This window comes from Mycolicibacter kumamotonensis (assembly GCF_002086285.1).
Taxonomy (GTDB): Bacteria; Actinomycetota; Actinomycetes; order Mycobacteriales; family Mycobacteriaceae; genus Mycobacterium; species Mycobacterium kumamotonense.
This window is the reverse complement of record NZ_MVHU01000003.1, coordinates 231,160-247,555: the sequence shown is the minus strand read 5'-3', so window position 1 is coordinate 247,555 and position 16,396 is coordinate 231,160. Positions and strand designations below refer to the sequence as shown.

Sequence of the window (16,396 nt, the reverse complement as noted above, 5' to 3'; positions counted from 1 at the left end):
CAGCACCGACCGAGGCCCAACCCGCCGGAACGGAGGTCGCCTGAAACTCACCGATCCACAGGATTTGACAATTCCTCCGTCCTGTTCTACGGCATGCTCAGCGCACGCCGGTACGGCGTTTTGAAAGACCTGCATGACCGGGGTCTTCGCGTCAAATGGCTGACCGGCGCCCTTGGTGCGAGCCGTGATGCGTGGATTGCGCGGTCGAAGCTCGTACTGAACATGCACTACTGGGATGCGAAGATCTTCGAGATCGCGCGAGTGTCCTATCTGCTGGCCAACAAGCGCGCGGTGGTGTCTGAGCGGGGTGACGATCCGGTCTTGGAGCACGAGTTGGAGTCCGGTGTCGCGTTCGCCGACTACAGCGACCTGGTTGATCGCTGTGTGGAACTGCTCGGCGACGAGGACGCACGGCGCGAACTCGCCGAGCGAGGCTTCGAACTGTTCTCCGCGCGCGACCAGGTCGCCATCGTGGAACGGGCACTGTCGGTAAGCCCTGAGGACGTGGCCCATGAGACTGGTGCGCCAGACTTCCCGCCCATCGGCGAGCCTCTCGACGACAAAGACCCCAACGCTGATCAGGAGCTCCGCAGGCGCAATCTGCTCAGGCCTAAGTCTGAGCAGGAACGCGATCAGTTGCTGGCAAAGGTTGAACTGGATCCCCAGGATGCACGGTCGGTCTTTTTCCTCGCCGAAACCTGTTTCCAGTTGGAGGATTTCATCGCCGCGCGCAGATGGTATGCGCAGCGCATCGAGTTGGGCGGCGATGATGAGGAGGTCTACTGGGCGATGTACCGGCTCGCGGCGACGATGCAGAAGCTCGGTGAACCGTGGCCCGATGTTGAAGACGCCTACTTGCGCTCCTCGATTTCCCGGCCGACCCGCGCCGAGGCACTGCACGCCATCGCCGTCCGGTATCGCTTCCAACAGCACTTCAGCTTCGCGTATTTGTTTGCCCAGCGCGCTGCCGCCATCCCCTTCCCCGACGACGACCTCTTTATCCCCGCCGATATCGCACAGGTCTATGCGTGGCGTGCGGTTGATGAGCAGGCGGTGTGTGCGTCCTGGATCGGGCGGCATGGCGAGGCGTTCACGCTGGGTCGACGCCTGCTGGCGCGGCCCGACCTGCCCGATTCTGATCGGCAACGCATCGCAGCCAACCGTGACTTTTCGGTGCCGGCCATGCTCGAGGCGGCCTCCCCCTATCCCCAAGCCCTGGTGAAGTCCCTGACCGCTAACCCCCGACAGGGCGAGGTCACCGTCACCCTGATCGCCGGACCCGACCGGCAGGCCACCGAACAAACCCTGAACACGTTTCTGAACTGCTGCCTCGACGTGTCACGCATCGGGGGGGTCTTGGTACTCGATACCGGCCTATCGGCCGCCGATCGCGCACAACTACGCAAACGCTACGGTTTCGTCACGCTCGGCCGGGCCAGACCCGGTGCCGGGCCCGGAGCCCAGCTCGCCGCGCTGCGCGCGCAGATCAATGGACGACTCTGGCTGCACCTAGGCCAAGGCTGGCAGTTTTTCACCCCCGAGAACTACCTCACCCGCCTGACCGCAGTACTCGACACCGAACCCCAGGTGTTCCAGGTCGGCATCAACCTCAGCGACGCGATCACACTCACCGGAACCAGCGCAGCAGAACAGGCAACACAGCGCACACCCGACGCCGGCCGCTACCTCCTCACCAGCACGATGGCCCGCGGCCCAGCCATGTTCGATACCGCACGCCTAGACCAGGCCCTCCGCACAAAAAACACCAACCCCGATCCGGCCACCGGCCCGCGCACCGCCAGCCTCGACGAAGTCCACTGCGTCCTAAGCCCGCAGGCTTAGACCGGTCAGCGGTCGCGTCCGGCCAGCGCCGCGACGCCCTATTTAACGCAGACCGTCGATAAAGGCGCGCGTCGCATCCCAGCTGGGTAGCAGACCGGCTTCGCGTACCTCGGCGAGCGTCGGTGCGGCGGCGTCGCGCTCGGCAAGCAGCCGCTCGCCGGTCGGCAGCGGCCACTCGATGCCCAGCGCCGGGTCGTCGGCGCGGATGGTGTGTTCGCGCTGCGGGTCGTAGCCCGTCGAGCACAGGTACATCACCGTCGAATTATCCTGCAGCGCAAGGAAACCGTGCGCCAGTCCTTCGGACAGATACACCGAGCGGCGGTCACGGTCGTCGAGCAGCACCGCATCCCAACGGCCGAACGTCGGTGAGCCGACCCGGATGTCGACGACGACGTCCCACACCGCCCCGGTCACGCAGGTGACGTACTTCGCCTGGCTGGGCGGGAGCTGGGCGAAGTGCAGCCCGCGCAGCACTCCGGCGGCTGACACCGAGCAGTTGGCCTGGTGCAGATCGAGGCGGTGGCCGGCGAATCCGGTGAACGCCCTATCGGTGAACCACTCGAAGAACACGCCGCGCGCATCGGAATGCTGTTTCGGGGTGAGTTCCCACGCACCGGGTACGGCCAGTTCACGGACCTGCATCTCACTGCCCCCGTTCTTCGTAACGACGCTCGATGGCTTCCTTTAATGGCGCCCACCAGGATTCGTTGTTCTGGTACCAGTCGATGGTTGCGCGCAGGCCGGACTCGAAATCGGTGTGCTGCGGCCGCCAGCCCAGCTCGTCGCGTAGCGGCGCCGGATCGATGGCGTACCGCAGGTCGTGGCCCGCGCGGTCGGTGACGTGATCGAAATCGTCAGCGTCGCGACCCATCAGGCGCAGAATCTGTTGCAGCACGGTGATGTTGTTGCGCTCGCCGTCAGCGCCGATCAGATAGGTGCGGCCGAGGTGGCCATCTTCCAGGATTCGCCAGACGGCGGCGTTGTGGTCGTCGACGTGGATCCAGTCGCGCACATTTTCGCCGCGGCCGTACAGTTTGGGACGGCGGCCGGTGAGCACATTGGTGATCTGGCGGGGGATGAACTTCTCCACGTGCTGGTAGGGGCCGTAGTTGTTGGAGCAGTTCGAGATCGTCGCGGCCACACCGTAAGAACGCGCCCACGCCCTCACCATCATGTCGGAGGCCGCCTTCGTCGCCGAGTACGGGCTCGACGGGTTGTAGGGAGTGGCCTCGGTGAAGCGCTGTTTGCCGTCCAGCGGTAGGTCGCCGTAGACCTCGTCGGTAGAGACATGGTGCAACCGCACGCCGTGTCGGCGCACCGCCTCCAGGATCGTGAACGTCCCATTGACGTTGGCGTGCAGGAACGGCTCGGGGTCGCTCAACGCGTTGTCGACGTGGGTTTCGGCCGCGAAGTGCACCACCGCATCCGATTCAGCGACCAGAGCCCCGACCACCGCCGCGTCGGCGATGTCGCCCTCAACCAACCGGATGTCGTCGGCGACATCGGCCAGCGATTCGCGGCTGCCCGCGTAGGTCAGCGCATCCAGGACCGTCACCGTCACCTCGGGATGCTCGGCCAGGGTGCGGTGCACGAAGTTCGCACCGATGAACCCGGCGCCGCCGGTAACCAGGAGCCTCATGACGAGAAATGATATCCGGGAGCACCACCGACACCCTCGACGAGGCGAACAAGCGCGGATTCGGCTCGCTGTGCTGGGATTACGGCTTGGCGTGTGGACGCCGGCCGGATGGACAAACGACTCAGCGCCGGCTGCGTCATGCGCAACCGGCGCTGAGCCGGATTCAGGATCTAGTGCAGTGCTACGGCTGGCAGAGGTTGTCCAGCACGTCGATCTGGCCGCGCAGCTGGTCGCGCAGCGGCTGCTGGACCGCGTCGTCCGGCGAGTGCCCGGCCAGGTAGTTGATGCTCAGCGCCTCCAGCGTGTCGGCCATGTCGCCGACGGCCTTGCTCAGGTCGTCCGGTGCGGCCGGGTTGGCCTCCAGACGCTGGTGCAGGAACGCACCGCCGGCGAACAGCGACAGCCGGGCGTTGGTGCCCACCGCCAGGTCACCGGCGAGGTCGCCGGGCACCGGGTTCTGCAGGTTGGTGTTGAACTGCGTGCCCTGGCGCACCACCGCCTGCGCGTCGCAGATCTTGCCCTTGGCCTCGTCGCGCTGGTCGCCGGAGTACTTGTGGCTCGTGGACGGGTAGAACCACCCGACGACGGCCAGCACGATGCCCAGCACTGCCAGGGCCAAAGCGGCCATCGTCGGCACCGACATGCCCTGGGACGCGGTGGAAGATTTCGGAAAACCCGCGGTCTTGGGCTTGGCGGGCTTGGCCGCGGACGTGGAACCAGTGGGGGGAGTCTCAGGCATTGCGCGATCGTAACGGTAGTCACCGGATTAGTCACGTGAAACCGGGAAGCGGCGCGTTGGGCGGTACCCTCATGTGCGATGTTGAGCACCGAGTTGCAGACCACCGCGCGGCGACTGACCGGTTGGGGCCGCACCGCGCCGAGTGTGGCGCAGGTGCTGTCCACCCCGGATGTCGAGGTCATCGCTAAGGCCGTGGCGCGGGCGTCCGACTCCCGAGGCGTGATCGCCCGTGGTCTGGGCCGCTCCTACGGTGACAACGCCCAGAACGGCGGCGGCCTGGTCGTCGATATGACCGCGCTGAACCGGATCCATTCGATGGACGCCGCCACCGCGCTGGTCGACGTCGACGCCGGCGTCAATCTGGACCAGTTGATGCGGGCCGCGCTGCCGCTGGGGCTGTGGGTGCCGGTGTTGCCCGGGACCCGGCAGGTCACCGTCGGCGGGGCGATCGCCTGCGACATCCACGGCAAGAACCACCACAGCGCCGGCAGCTTCGGCAACCACGTGGCGTCGATGGAGTTGCTGACCGCCGACGGTTCGGTGCGCCACCTGACCCCGGACGGCCCCGAGTCGGAGCTGTTCTGGGCCACCGTCGGCGGCAACGGCCTGACCGGGATCGTGTTGCGCGCGACGATCGCGATGACCCCGACCGAGACGGCGTATTTCATCGCCGACGGCGACGTCACCGCCTCGCTCGACGAGACCATCGCCTTCCACAGCGACGGCAGCGAAGCCGACTACACCTACTCCTCGGCGTGGTTCGACGCGATCAGCGCGCCGCCCAAGCTGGGCCGGGCCGCCATCTCGCGCGGCTCGCTGGCCCGGTTGGACCAGCTGCCCGACAAGTTGGCCCGCGACCCGCTGAAATTCGATGCGCCGCAGTTCTTCACCGCCCCGGACATCTTCCCCAACGGGTTGGGCAACAAGTTCATCTTCGGTGCCATGACCAAGCTGTGGTACCGCAAATCCGGCAGCTACCGCGGCAAAGCGCAGAACCTGACGCAGTTCTACCACCCGCTGGACATGGTCGGCGAGTGGAACCGGGCCTACGGCTCGGCCGGTTTCGGGCAGTACCAGTTCGTGGTGCCCACCGAGGCGGTCGAGGAGTTCAAGGCCATCATGAGAGACATCCAGGCCAGCGGGCACTCCTCGTTCCTCAACGTGTTCAAGCTGTTCGGCCCGGGCAACCAAGCGCCGCTGAGCTTCCCGATCCCCGGCTGGAACGTCTGCGTGGATTTCCAGATCAAGGCCGGCCTCAACGAATTCCTCAACCGCCTCGACCGCCGGGTGTTGGAGTTCGGCGGCCGGCTCTACACCGCCAAGGACTCCCGCACCACCGCGGAGAACTTCCATGCCATGTACCCGCGCATCGACGAATGGCTCGCGGTGCGGCGCAAGGTGGATCCCGACGGGATCTTCGCCTCCGATATGGCCCGACGTTTGGAGCTGCTCTAGATGGTGTTCGACGCGACCGGTAATCCCCAGTCGATCCTGGTGCTAGGCGGCACGTCCGAGATCGGCCTGGCGATCTGCGCGCGCTACCTGCGCAACGCCTCGGCGAGCGTGGTGCTGGCCTGCCTGCCGAATGACCCCGGCCGCGACGCCGCGGCGGCGGCGATGGAGGCCGCCGGCGCCAAGTCGGTGCGGGTGATCGACTTCGACGCCCTCGACGCCGCTTCGCACCCGGCGATGATCGACCAGGCGTTCGCCGAGGGCGACATCGACGTGGCGATCGTCGCCTTCGGGATGGATGCCGACGCCGAGGAGCTCTGGCGGAACCAGGCCAAGGCCGTGCAGGTCGCCGGAATCAACTACACCGCCGCGGTTTCGGTCGGCGTGCTGCTGGCCAACAAGATGAGCGCCCAGGGCTTCGGGCAGATCATCGCGATGAGCTCGGTGGCCGGCGAGCGGGTGCGCCGCACCAACTTCGTCTACGGCTCCACCAAGGCCGGGCTCGACGGCTTCTACCTCGGCTTGGGCGAGGCACTGCGCGACCACGGGGTGCGGGTGCTGGTGATCCGGCCCGGCCAGGTGCGCACCCGGTTCTCCGCCCACGTCAAGGAAGCGCCGCTGACCGTCGACAAAGAGGACGTCGCCGAGCTGGCGGTGACCGCGGCCGCCAAGGGCAAGGAAATCGTCTGGGCGCCAGGAGCATTCCGCTACGTCATGATGGTGCTGCGGCACGTGCCGCGGGCGATCTTCCGACGGCTGCCCATCTAGGTCATGCATTGTCGAGTGTGCGTTTTAGTAGCCAAAACGGCCATTTCGCGTGCCAAACCGCACACTCGACGCGTGTTCGGCGGCAGGCGGTTCTATGCGTAATGCGCTGAACACGGTGGCCCAGATGATCCTGGCGGCCATGATCACCGTGCTCGTCGCGGTCATAGCGCTGGTGGCGATCGCCCGGGTGCAGTGGCCGGCGTATCCCTCATCGAACCAGCTGCACGCGCTGACCACCGTCGGGCAGGTCGGCTGCCTGGCCGGGCTGGCCGGTGCCGCCTGGTGGTGGCGACGGGGACGCCGCGCGCTGGCCTGGCTGGCCGCGGTGGGGTTCACCAGTGCATTTTCGGTGGTCACGCTGGCGATGCCGCTGGGCGCCACCAAGCTCTACCTGTTCGGGGTCTCGGTGGATCAGCAGTTCCGCACCGAATACCTGACCCGGATGGCCGACAGTTCGGCGCTTCACGACATGACCTACCTGGGGCTGCCCTCCTACTACCCGCCGGGCTGGTTCTGGCTCGGGGGCCGCGCCGCGGCGTTGACCGGGCTGCCGGCCTGGGAGATGTACAAGCCGTGGGCGATCACCTCGATGGCCATCGCGGTGGCACTCGCACTGGTGTTGTGGAACAAGATGATCCGCTTCGAGTACGCGCTGATCACCACGATCGCCGGTGCCGCGGTGACGCTGGCCTACAGCTCGCCGGAGCCCTACGCCGCGATGATCACCGTGCTGCTGCCGCCGGTGCTGATCCTGGCCTGGTCGGGCCTTCGAGCGTCCGGTCGCGGCTGGGGCGCGGTGGTCGGAGCCGGCATCTTCCTCGGCTTCGCCGCCACTTTTTACACCCTGCTGGTGGCCTACACCGCCTTCACCGTGACGCTGATGGCACTGCTGCTGGCTGGCTCGCGGGCGATACGGCGCGCCGGTCTGCGGGCCACGCTGGACCCGCTGGCCAGGCTGGTGGTGGTCGGGGTGATCGCCGCGGCCATCGCGTCGATCACGTGGACGCCGTATCTGCTGGCCACACTGCGCCATCCGATCAGCGACACCGGCAGCGCCCGGCACTATCTGCCCGCCGACGGCGCGCAGCTGAGCTTCCCGATGCTGCAGTTCACCCTGCTCGGCGCGCTGTGCCTGCTGGGCACGCTCTGGCTGGTGGTGCGGGCCACCAAGTCGACCCGGGCGGCCGCGCTGGCGGTCGCCGTCGTCGGCGTCTACGCCTGGTCCATGCTGTCCATGCTGTCCACGCTGGCCCGCACCACGCTGCTGAGCTTCCGGCTGCAGCCGACGCTGGCCGTGCTGCTGGCCACCGCCGGGGTGTTCGGTTTCATCGAGGGTGCTCGGGCGCTCGGGCGCGCCGGGCACGGCTGGCACACCGTGGTGTATCCGGCGGCGACGGCGGTGGGGCTGGTCGGGGCGCTGGCGTTCAGTCAGGACATCCCCGAGGTGTTGCGCCCCGACATCACCGTCGCCTACACCGACACCGACGGCCACGGCGAACGCGGCGACCGGCGCCCGCCCGGCGCGGCGAAGTACTACGAGGCCGTCGACCATGCGATCACCACAGCCACCGGTAAACCCCGTAACGAGACCGTGGTGCTCACCGCCGACTACAGCTTCTTGTCCTTCTACCCCTACTGGGGATTCCAGGGCCTGACGAGCCACTACGCCAACCCGCTGGCACAGTTCTCCGCCCGCGCCGCCGCGATCGAGGCCTGGTCGAAGCTGGAGACCGCCGACCAGTTCACCCGCGCGCTCGACGACCTGCCGTGGCCGGCGCCGACGGTGTTTCTGATGCGTCCCGGCTCCGGGGACACCTACACGCTGCGACTGGCCAAGGACGTCTACCCCAACCACCCCAACGTGCGCCGCTACACCGTCGAGCTGGACGCGGCACTGTTCGCCGGGCCGGCGTTCAGCGTGGAGAAGATCGGCCCGTTCGTGCTGGCGGTGCGGCGGTGATCCGCTCGGCCACCTCGGCGGCGAGGCTCAACGTGGGGCGGTCGGTCGCGGCCGCATAGCGGTCGGCCGCGCGGTCATAGGTGGCTCCGGCGATCGAGCCGTGATCGGCGGCCAACTCCTCCAACCGCACCGGCCAGCCGTGCTGTGCCAGGGCGGCGGCGAACTCGCGGCTCGCCGCCGCAGGGACGACGTCGTCGAAGGTGCCGTGCAGCAAGGTGATGGGGCAGCGCCGGTCGCCGGGCAGCCCGGCGCCCGGTTGCTGCCCGCTGATCGGGTCGGGAACCATGAACGCCCCGGCCAGGCAGACCACGTGGGCCAGGCCGACGCCGTAGCGGCTGGCGTGTACGGCCAGCCCGGCCGCCGCGGCGCCGCCCATCGACCAGCCGACCAGGATCAGGCCGTCGGCGTCGGCGGCCCGTTCCTGCGCGAACTGCACCGAGCGCAGCAGATCTGCGCGCCCGCCGTCCTCGGCGTGGGAATTCCAGTCGGGCACCACCACCTGCAGACCGTGCGCGGCCACCCGTTCGGCCAGCGGCCGGATCGCGGTGCGGGCGTCGGGCTGTTTGCCGTGCCACAGCAGAGCCGTTCGCCCGGGAGGTTCACCGAACAGATCGACCAGCCGGCCGGGGGCGTACTCGACGGTGTCCATAGGGCAAGTCTGCCCGGCAGACACACCAGGAGGCTCCGCCGAGCTCACCGATAGCATCTAGGTCCGTGACCGATACGCGCGCCGACTTCCGGATCGCTCGGGCCGTCGCCGTCGTCGCCGGCGTACTGGGCACCCTGCTGGCGATCCTCACCCCGCTGTTGCCGGTCAACCAGACCACCGCCGAGCTGAACTGGCCGCAGAACGGCGCCCTGAGCAGCGTGCAAGCCCCGCTGATCAGCTACGTGGCCACCGATCTGGACATCACCGTGCCGTGTCAGGCCGCGGCCGGGCTCACCAAGACCAAGACCGTGCTGTTGTCCACGGTGCCCAAGCAGGCGCCCAAGGCCGTCGACCGCGGGCTGCTCATCGAACGCGTCAACGACGACCTGGTCTTGGTGGTGCGCAACGTGCCGGTGGTGGTGGCGCCCCTGTCGCAGGTTCTGGGCCCGGACTGTCAGAAGCTGACGTTCACCGCGCACGCCGACCGGGTCACCGCCGAATTCGTCGGCCTCAAGCAGGGACCCAACGGCGAGCACCCCGGCTCGCCGCTGAAGGGCACCCGCAGCGGCTATGACTTCCGGCCGCAGATCGTCGGCGTCTACACCGACCTGGACGGCCCGGCACCGGACGGACTGGACTTCAGCGCCACCGTCGACACCCGCTTCTCCAGCGCGCCCACCCCGCTGAAGCTGGCCGCGATGATCCTCGGGGTGGCGCTGACGATCGCCGCGCTGATCGCCCTGCACATCCTGGACACCGCCGACGGCACCCGGCACCGCCGTTTCCTGCCTGCCCGCTGGTGGTCGCTGTCACCGCTGGACGCCCTGGTGACGGGTGTGCTGGTGTGGTGGCATTTCGTCGGCGCCAACACCTCCGATGACGGCTACATCCTGACCATGGCGCGGATCTCCGAGCACGCCGGTTACATGGCCAACTTCTACCGGTGGTTCGGCACTCCGGAGGCGCCGTTCGGCTGGTACTACGACCTGCTGGCGGTCTGGGCGCACGTCTCGACCACCAGCATCTGGATGCGGCTGCCCACCCTGGGCATGGCGCTGGCCTGCTGGTGGCTGATCAGCCGGGAAGTCCTGCCCCGGCTGGGGCACGCCGTCAAGCACAGTCCCGCGGCGGCCTGGACCGCGGCCGGCATGTTCCTGGCGTTCTGGCTGCCGTTGAACAACGGGCTGCGCCCGGAGCCGATCATCGCGCTGGGCATCCTGGCGACCTGGTGCTCGGTGGAGCGGGCGGTGGCCACCAGCCGGCTGCTGCCGCTGGCGATCGCCTGCATCATCGGCGCGCTCACGCTGTTTTCCGGGCCGACGGGCATCGCCTCCATCGGTGCACTGCTGGTAGCGATCGGGCCGCTGCGCACGATTCTGCACCGGCGCTCCGCGCAGTTCGGGCTGCTGCCGCTGCTGGCGCCGATCGCCGCCGCGGCCAGCATCACCGCGATCGTGATCTTCCGCGACCAGACCCTGGCCGGTGAGATCGAGGCCAGCACGCTGAAGTCCGCGGTCGGGCCCAGCCTGGCCTGGTTCGAGGAGCACGTCCGCTACGAGCGGCTGTTCTTGGCCACCCCCGACGGTTCGGTGGCGCGCCGGTTCCCGGTGCTGGCGCTGGGCGTCGCCCTGGTGGTGTCGGTGGCGATGGCGTTGCGCAAGGGCCGCATTCCGGGCACCGCGGCCGGGCCGAGCCGGCGCATCATCGGGATCACCATCATCTCGTTCATCGCGATGATGTTCACGCCCACCAAGTGGACGCATCACTTCGGGGTGTTCGCCGGGCTGGCCGGGTCACTGGGCGCGCTGGCCGCCGTCGCGGTGAGCGCCGCGGCGATGCACTCGCGGCGCAACCGGACCCTGTTCACCGCGCTGGTGCTGTTCATCACCGCGCTGTCGTTCGCCAGCGTCAACGGCTGGTGGTACGTCTCGAACTTCGGGGTGCCGTGGTCGAACGCCTTCCCCAAGTGGCACCTGGCCTTCGCCACCATGGGGGTGGCGCTGACCGTGTGCGCGCTACTGGTGGCGGCGTGGTTCCACTTCGCCAACGGCGAGGCCCGGCCGCCGCGCTGGACGGCGTTGTCGGGCTACCCGCTGGCGATCGCCTCCTGGGTGCTCATCACCTTCGAGGTGGTGTCGCTGACCGCGTCGATGCTCGGCCAGTACCCGGCGTGGACGGTGGGCCGGTCCAACCTGGCCGCCATCCCCGTGGTGGGGTCCGGCAAGACCTGCGGGCTGGCCGACGACGTGCTGGTCGAGCCGGACCCCAACGCCGGGCTGCTCGCGCCGGTCGACACACCCGTCGCCGAGGCGCTGGGCGCGACGTTCTCGGCGGGCTTCGCCCCCGACGGGATTCCCGCCGACGTCTCCGCCGACCAGGTGATCGGCCCGCCCGGGTTGGGCAGGCTGGCCGACGACGACGCCCAGACCGCCAGCGGCGAGGCGGGCACCGAGGGCGGCACCACCGCCGCCGAAGGCATCAACGGCTCGCGGGCCCGACTGCCCTACAAGCTGGACCCGGCCCGGGTTCCGGTGCTGGGCAGCTGGCGTCCCGGAATTCAGGTGCCGGCGCTGCTGCGCTCGGCGTGGTACCGGCTGCCCGCCGACCGGGCCAGTGCGGGACCGCTGCTGGTGGTGGCGGCCGCGGGCCGCTTCGACCGCGGCGAGGTCACCGCGCAGTGGGCCACCGAGGCCGGTGCCGCCGCCGACAAGCCGGGCGGTTCGATCGACTTCGGTGACATCGGCGCCGTCCCGGCGTGGCGCAATCTGCGCGCACCGATGTCGTCGATCCCGGCCGAGGCCACCCGGATCCGGTTGGTGGTCCGCGACGACGACCTGGCGCCCCAGCACTGGATCGCGGTGACGCCGCCGCGCGTCCCGCAGCTGCGCAGCCTGCAGGACGTGGTCGGGTCGTCGGACCCGGTGCTGCTGGACTGGTTGGTGGGCCTGGCGTTCCCGTGCCAACGGCCGTTCGGCCACCAGAACGGGGTGACCGAGGTGCCCAAGTGGCGGATCCTGCCGGACCGGTTCGGCGCCGAGGCGAACTCGCCGGTGATGGACAACAACGGCGGCGGGCCGCTGGGCATCACCGAACTGTTGGTGCGTGCGACCACGGTGCCCAGCTATCTCAACCACGACTGGTTCCGCGACTGGGGCGCCCTGCAGCAGTTGACGCCGTATTACCCGGCGGCGACGCCGGCTGAGCTGGAGCTGGGCACCGCGGTCCGGTCCGGATTGTGGAGCCCCGCGCCGCTGCGGCACTGACCCGGCCCCGACTGTCGCCGGCCCCCGGGGTATGTGATTGTTGCCCGCCTTTGAGCGACAACGTGCGTTATGTCAGGTCAGTCGGGGGCGGTCTGGTCCGTCACCTGGGCGCGCAGCGTCATCACCCGCTGATGAATCCGGTACTCGGTGCTGCGTGGCATCGACGCGGGCCGGTAACAGCCCCGGCCGGCCCGGAACACCCGGCCGTGTTCCCGCTCCCACCGCAGCGCATCGGAGATCGCCTTCGACGGCCGGCCGACGACAGTAAAGCCGCGGGAGTCCAGTTCGGCGGCCAGTTCCGTAATGCTGCACCGACCGTGGTGGAACAGGTAGTGGGTCAATACGTAGCGCAGTTCGATGCCGCGCAGTGTTATCGGGTTCGTCATGACCGGACCTTGCCATCATGGTCGGACATGACGCGCGTTGTCGCTCAGAGGCGGGCACTCACCACACATCTCGGGCTCCGGGACGTGGCGGACGGGGCCCCGACGTCACCGATCCCGGCGCCATGCCGCCCGGCCCGCCGTCCCGGCATTAGACCCGGCCCGCCGTTCCGGCACCAGACCCGGCCCGGCACCAGACCCGGCCCGCCGTCCCGGCACCAGACCCGGCCCGCCGGCCCGCCTTCCGGCCCCAGACCCGAGCCCGCCCCTCCGAACCTGACATAACGCACGTTGTCGCTCAGAGGCGGGCAACGATCACATACCTCCCGGCCGCGGCCTGCAACGGGAAAGGTTCCCACCGGGACGGGCGGGGCGGGGTCCCGGCTTCGCCGCCCCGGTCGCCTAACATCGAGGCTCGTGTCCTCCCCCGATGATCAGCCCACCCAGCGTTATCGGATCGCCCGGCTGATCGCGGTGGTCGCAGGTATCACCGGCGTGTTGCTGTGCGGCATCACCCCGCTGCTCCCGGTCAAGCAGACCACCGCCACCATCGCCTGGCCGCAGGGCGTCGACGCCGACGGCCACATCACCGACGTCACCGCCCCCCTGGTCTCCGGGGCGCCCCGCGGTCTGGACATCACCATCCCCTGCTCGGCCATCGCCACTCTGCCGGACAAGGGCGGCCTGGTGCTGTCCACCGTCCCCGCCGGCGGCGTCGACGCCACCGCGCACGGCCTGTTCGTGCGGGCCAACAAGACCGCCGTGTTCGCTGCCTACCGCGACCACGTGGCCGCCGCCGCCCCCCGCGCCAAGATCGCCGACTGCAGCCAGCTGCATCTGTGGGCCAACGCCGGTGAAGTCGGCGCGGACTTCGTGGGAATCCCCGGCGCCGCGGGCACCCTGCCGCCGGAGAACAAGCCGCAGGTCGGCGGCATCTTCACCGAACTGGAGATCGGCCCGCAGCCCGGCTTGAGCGCGCACATCGCCGTCGACACCCGGTTCATCACCAACCCCACCGCCCTCAAGGCCGCCGTGATGGCGCTCGGGGTGCTGGCGGTGCTGGCGTCCATCATCGCCCTGGCGGTATTGGATCGCCGCCACACCCACCGCGTCCCGCGGGGCTGGCGGCACTGGCTCAAGGCCAACCCCATCACCTGGCTGGCCGACATCGGAGTGCTGGCCACCCTGGCGCTGTGGCACGTCATCGGTGCGATCTCCAGCGATGACGGCTACAACCTGACGATGGCGCGCAACGTCGCGCACGCCGGCTATGTCGCCAACTACTACCGGTTCTTCGGGGCCAGCGAGGCGCCGTTCGACTGGTATCCCGCCCTGCTGGGCCAGTTGAGCACGATCAGCACCGCCGGGGTGTGGATGCGCCTGCCCGCCACCGCCGCCGGCATGGCCTGCTGGCTGATCATCAGCCGGGCGATCCTGCCCCGGCTGGGCCGACTGTCCGGCAACCGGGTCGCGGTGTTCACCGCCGCGATGATGTTCGCCGCGGCCTGGCTGCCGTTCAACAACGGCCTGCGCCCCGAGCCGCTGATCGCGCTGGGCACGCTGGTGGTCTGGGTGCTGGTGGAGCGCACCATCGCCAGCCGCCGACTGGTGCCCACCGCGCTGGCGATCGTGGTGGCGGTCTTCACCGTCACGCTGGCCCCGCACGGGCTGATCGCGCTGGCTCCGCTGCTGACCGGCTCGCGGGCCATCGAAGCGGTGATCCGCCGGCGCCGGGCCCTCGACGGACTGGCCGCCCCGCTGGCCGTGCTGGCCGCGGCCGCCTCGGTGATCGCCGTGGTGGTATGCCGGTCGCAGACCCTGGCCGCCGTCGCCGAGTCGGCCCGGATCAAATACGTCGTCGGCCCCACCATCGCCTGGTATCAGGAGTTCCTGCGCTACTACTTCCTGACCGTCGAGGAGAACGTCGACGCCTCGCTGACCCGCCGGTTCGCCGTGCTGGTCCTGCTGTTCTGCATGTTCGCCATGCTGGTGGTGCTGCTGCGGCGCGGGCGGATCACCGGGGTGGCCAGCGGCCCGGCCTGGCGGCTGATCGGGTCCACCGCGGTGGGCCTGCTGCTGTTGACGTTCACCCCGACCAAGTGGGCGGTGCAGTTCGGCGCGTTCGCCGGGCTGGCCGGGGCGCTGGCCGCCCTCACCGCGTTCACCTTCGCCCGGGTCGGGCTGCACAGCCGACGCAACATGACGCTCTACGTCACGGCGCTGCTGTTCTTGGTGGCCATCGCAACCTCCGGGGTCAACGGCTGGTTCTACGTCGGCGGCTACGGGGTGCCGTGGTTCGACATCCCGCCGGTGATCGCCAGCCGGCCGGTGACGTCGATGTTCCTGGCGGCCTCGATCGCCACCGGGCTGTTGGCCGGCTGGCAGCACTTCCGGCTGGACTACGCCGGGCACACCGAGGTCACACCCAACCGGCGCAACCGGATCCTGGCGTCGACGCCGCTGCTGGTGGTCGCGAGCCTGATGGTGCTTTTGATGGTCGGTTCGATGGCCAAGGCCGCGGTCGGGCGCTACCCGGCCTACACCACCGCGCGGGCCAACGCCGACGCCCTGACATCCGGGTTGTCCTCCTGCGGCATGGCCGACGACGTGCTCGCCGAACCGGACACCAATGCCGGTCTGCTGCAACCGATCCCGGGCCAGGAATACGGTGAGCTCGGCCCGCTCGGCGGCGCCGACCCGTACGGCTTCACCCCCAACGCCGTCGACGACGACCTGACGTCGCTGGCGGTGATCGCCAAACCCGGCGTGCCCAACGCCGACGCCTCGCCGAACAAGCCCAGCGCCAACCAGAGCGACGCCGCGGGCACCGCCGGCGGCAAACTGCCCGACGACGCCCCGGCCGGGGTGAACGGATCCCGGGTCGCGCTGCCGTTCGGCCTGGACCCGGCGGTCACCCCGGTGCTCGGCTCCTACCAGGAGCAGGTCGCCGCGCACGCCACCTCGGTCTGGTACCGGCTGCCCGAGCCGGCCGCCGAGCGGGCACCCATCGTCGTCGTCGCCGCCGCGGGGGCCATCTGGTCGCACGGCGAGGACGGCAAGCTCGACTACGGCCAGCCGCTGAAGCTGGAGTGGGGCACCAGCTCCGAAGGCGGCACCGTGAAGGCCCAGGGCCAGGTCGAGCCGATCGACATCGGACCGCAGAACTCCTGGCGCAACCTGCGTTTCCCGCTGGCCTGGGCGCCACCGGGCACCGACGCGGTTCGCATCGTCGCCAACGACCCGAACCTGTCCACCGAACAGTGGATCGCGTTCACCCCGCCGCGGGTGCCGGTGGTCAAGACCATCAGCGAGTTGATGGGCAAGCAGACCCCGGTGCTGATGGACATCGCCGTGGCGGCCAACTTCCCCTGCCAGCGGCCCTTCACCGAGCACCTGGGCGTCGCCGAGCTGCCCGAGTACCGGATCATGCCGGATCACAAGCAGACGGCGGCGTCGTCGAACCTGTGGCAGTCCGCCGAGGACGGCGGCCCGTTCATGATCACCCAGGCGATGCTGTGGACAACCACGGTCCCGACCTACCTGCGCGACGACTGGTATCGCGACTGGGGTGCCGTGGAGGCCTACCACCGGCTGATCCCGGCCAAGGACGCGCCCGACGCGCACGTCGAGCAGGCCACCATGACCGTGACCGGCTGGAGCCGGCCCGGACCGATTCGAGCACTGCCATGACCGCGCCCGGC

General features: G+C 69.3%; 11 protein-coding genes. 6 read left to right on the top strand and 5 right to left on the bottom strand.

Going from position 1 to position 16,396, the window contains the following annotated elements; genetic code table 11:
• On the top strand, window positions 1–1,842 hold a 1,842-nt coding region (locus BST28_RS03970; protein WP_207570027.1), incomplete at its 5' end, for a tetratricopeptide repeat protein.
• Between the two features lie 42 nt (window positions 1,843–1,884).
• Here the strand turns inward: BST28_RS03970 and rfbC are convergent.
• From rfbC to BST28_RS03955, 3 genes are all read right to left on the bottom strand, one after another.
• The gene (rfbC, locus tag BST28_RS03965; RefSeq protein ID WP_083080012.1) at window positions 1,885–2,484 is read right to left on the bottom strand and encodes a dTDP-4-dehydrorhamnose 3,5-epimerase; all 600 of its coding nucleotides are present in this window, start codon (window positions 2,482–2,484) and stop codon (window positions 1,885–1,887) included.
• A 1-nt stretch (window position 2,485) separates the two neighbouring features.
• A complete protein-coding gene (gene rfbB / locus BST28_RS03960; protein WP_083080011.1) occupies window positions 2,486–3,481 on the bottom strand; it encodes a dTDP-glucose 4,6-dehydratase in 996 nt (331 codons plus the stop codon).
• Window positions 3,482–3,662: 181 nt separating this feature from the next.
• Entirely contained in the window at window positions 3,663–4,220 is a 558-nt protein-coding gene (locus tag BST28_RS03955) for a hypothetical protein (protein ID WP_234808185.1), read from the bottom strand.
• 78 nt (window positions 4,221–4,298) lie between these two features.
• Here BST28_RS03955 and dprE1 point away from each other — a divergent pair, with 78 nt between their 5' ends.
• The 3 genes from dprE1 to BST28_RS03940 all read left to right on the top strand — a co-directional run bounded on the left by dprE1 (window position 4,299) and on the right by BST28_RS03940 (window position 8,400).
• The gene (dprE1, locus tag BST28_RS03950; RefSeq protein WP_083080009.1) at window positions 4,299–5,675 is read left to right on the top strand and encodes a decaprenylphosphoryl-beta-D-ribose oxidase; all 1,377 of its coding nucleotides are present in this window, start codon (window positions 4,299–4,301) and stop codon (window positions 5,673–5,675) included.
• Entirely contained in the window at window positions 5,676–6,440 is a 765-nt protein-coding gene (gene dprE2, locus BST28_RS03945; protein ID WP_083080008.1) for a decaprenylphospho-beta-D-erythro-pentofuranosid-2-ulose 2-reductase, read from the top strand.
• Between the two features lie 94 nt (window positions 6,441–6,534).
• Window positions 6,535–8,400, top strand: a complete 1,866-nt coding sequence (locus tag BST28_RS03940) for a galactan 5-O-arabinofuranosyltransferase (RefSeq protein ID WP_083080006.1) — start codon at window positions 6,535–6,537, stop codon at window positions 8,398–8,400.
• Here the strand turns inward: BST28_RS03940 and BST28_RS03935 are convergent.
• Window positions 8,354–9,049 (bottom strand): alpha/beta fold hydrolase, encoded by a 696-nt coding sequence (locus BST28_RS03935; protein WP_065287110.1) that lies wholly within the window; start codon window positions 9,047–9,049, stop codon window positions 8,354–8,356. The two genes, BST28_RS03940 and BST28_RS03935, sit on opposite strands and share 47 nt — an antisense overlap.
• 50 nt (window positions 9,050–9,099) lie before the next feature.
• Between BST28_RS03935 and BST28_RS03930 the strand changes: the two genes are divergently transcribed.
• The gene (locus BST28_RS03930) at window positions 9,100–12,312 is read left to right on the top strand and encodes an arabinosyltransferase domain-containing protein (RefSeq protein ID WP_109560628.1); all 3,213 of its coding nucleotides are present in this window, start codon (window positions 9,100–9,102) and stop codon (window positions 12,310–12,312) included.
• Between the two features lie 77 nt (window positions 12,313–12,389).
• Here BST28_RS03930 and BST28_RS03925 read toward each other — a convergent pair whose 3' ends face one another.
• Window positions 12,390–12,698: a hypothetical protein gene (locus BST28_RS03925; RefSeq protein WP_019735548.1), complete on the bottom strand. Its 309-nt coding sequence runs from the start codon at window positions 12,696–12,698 to the stop codon at window positions 12,390–12,392.
• Window positions 12,699–13,112: 414 nt separating this feature from the next.
• Between BST28_RS03925 and BST28_RS03920 the strand changes: the two genes are divergently transcribed.
• Window positions 13,113–16,385 carry an arabinosyltransferase domain-containing protein gene (locus tag BST28_RS03920; RefSeq protein ID WP_083080003.1) on the top strand — a complete coding sequence of 1,091 codons (3,273 nt, stop codon included), beginning with the start codon at window positions 13,113–13,115 and terminating at the stop codon, window positions 16,383–16,385.
• Window positions 16,386–16,396: the final 11 nt, after the last annotated feature.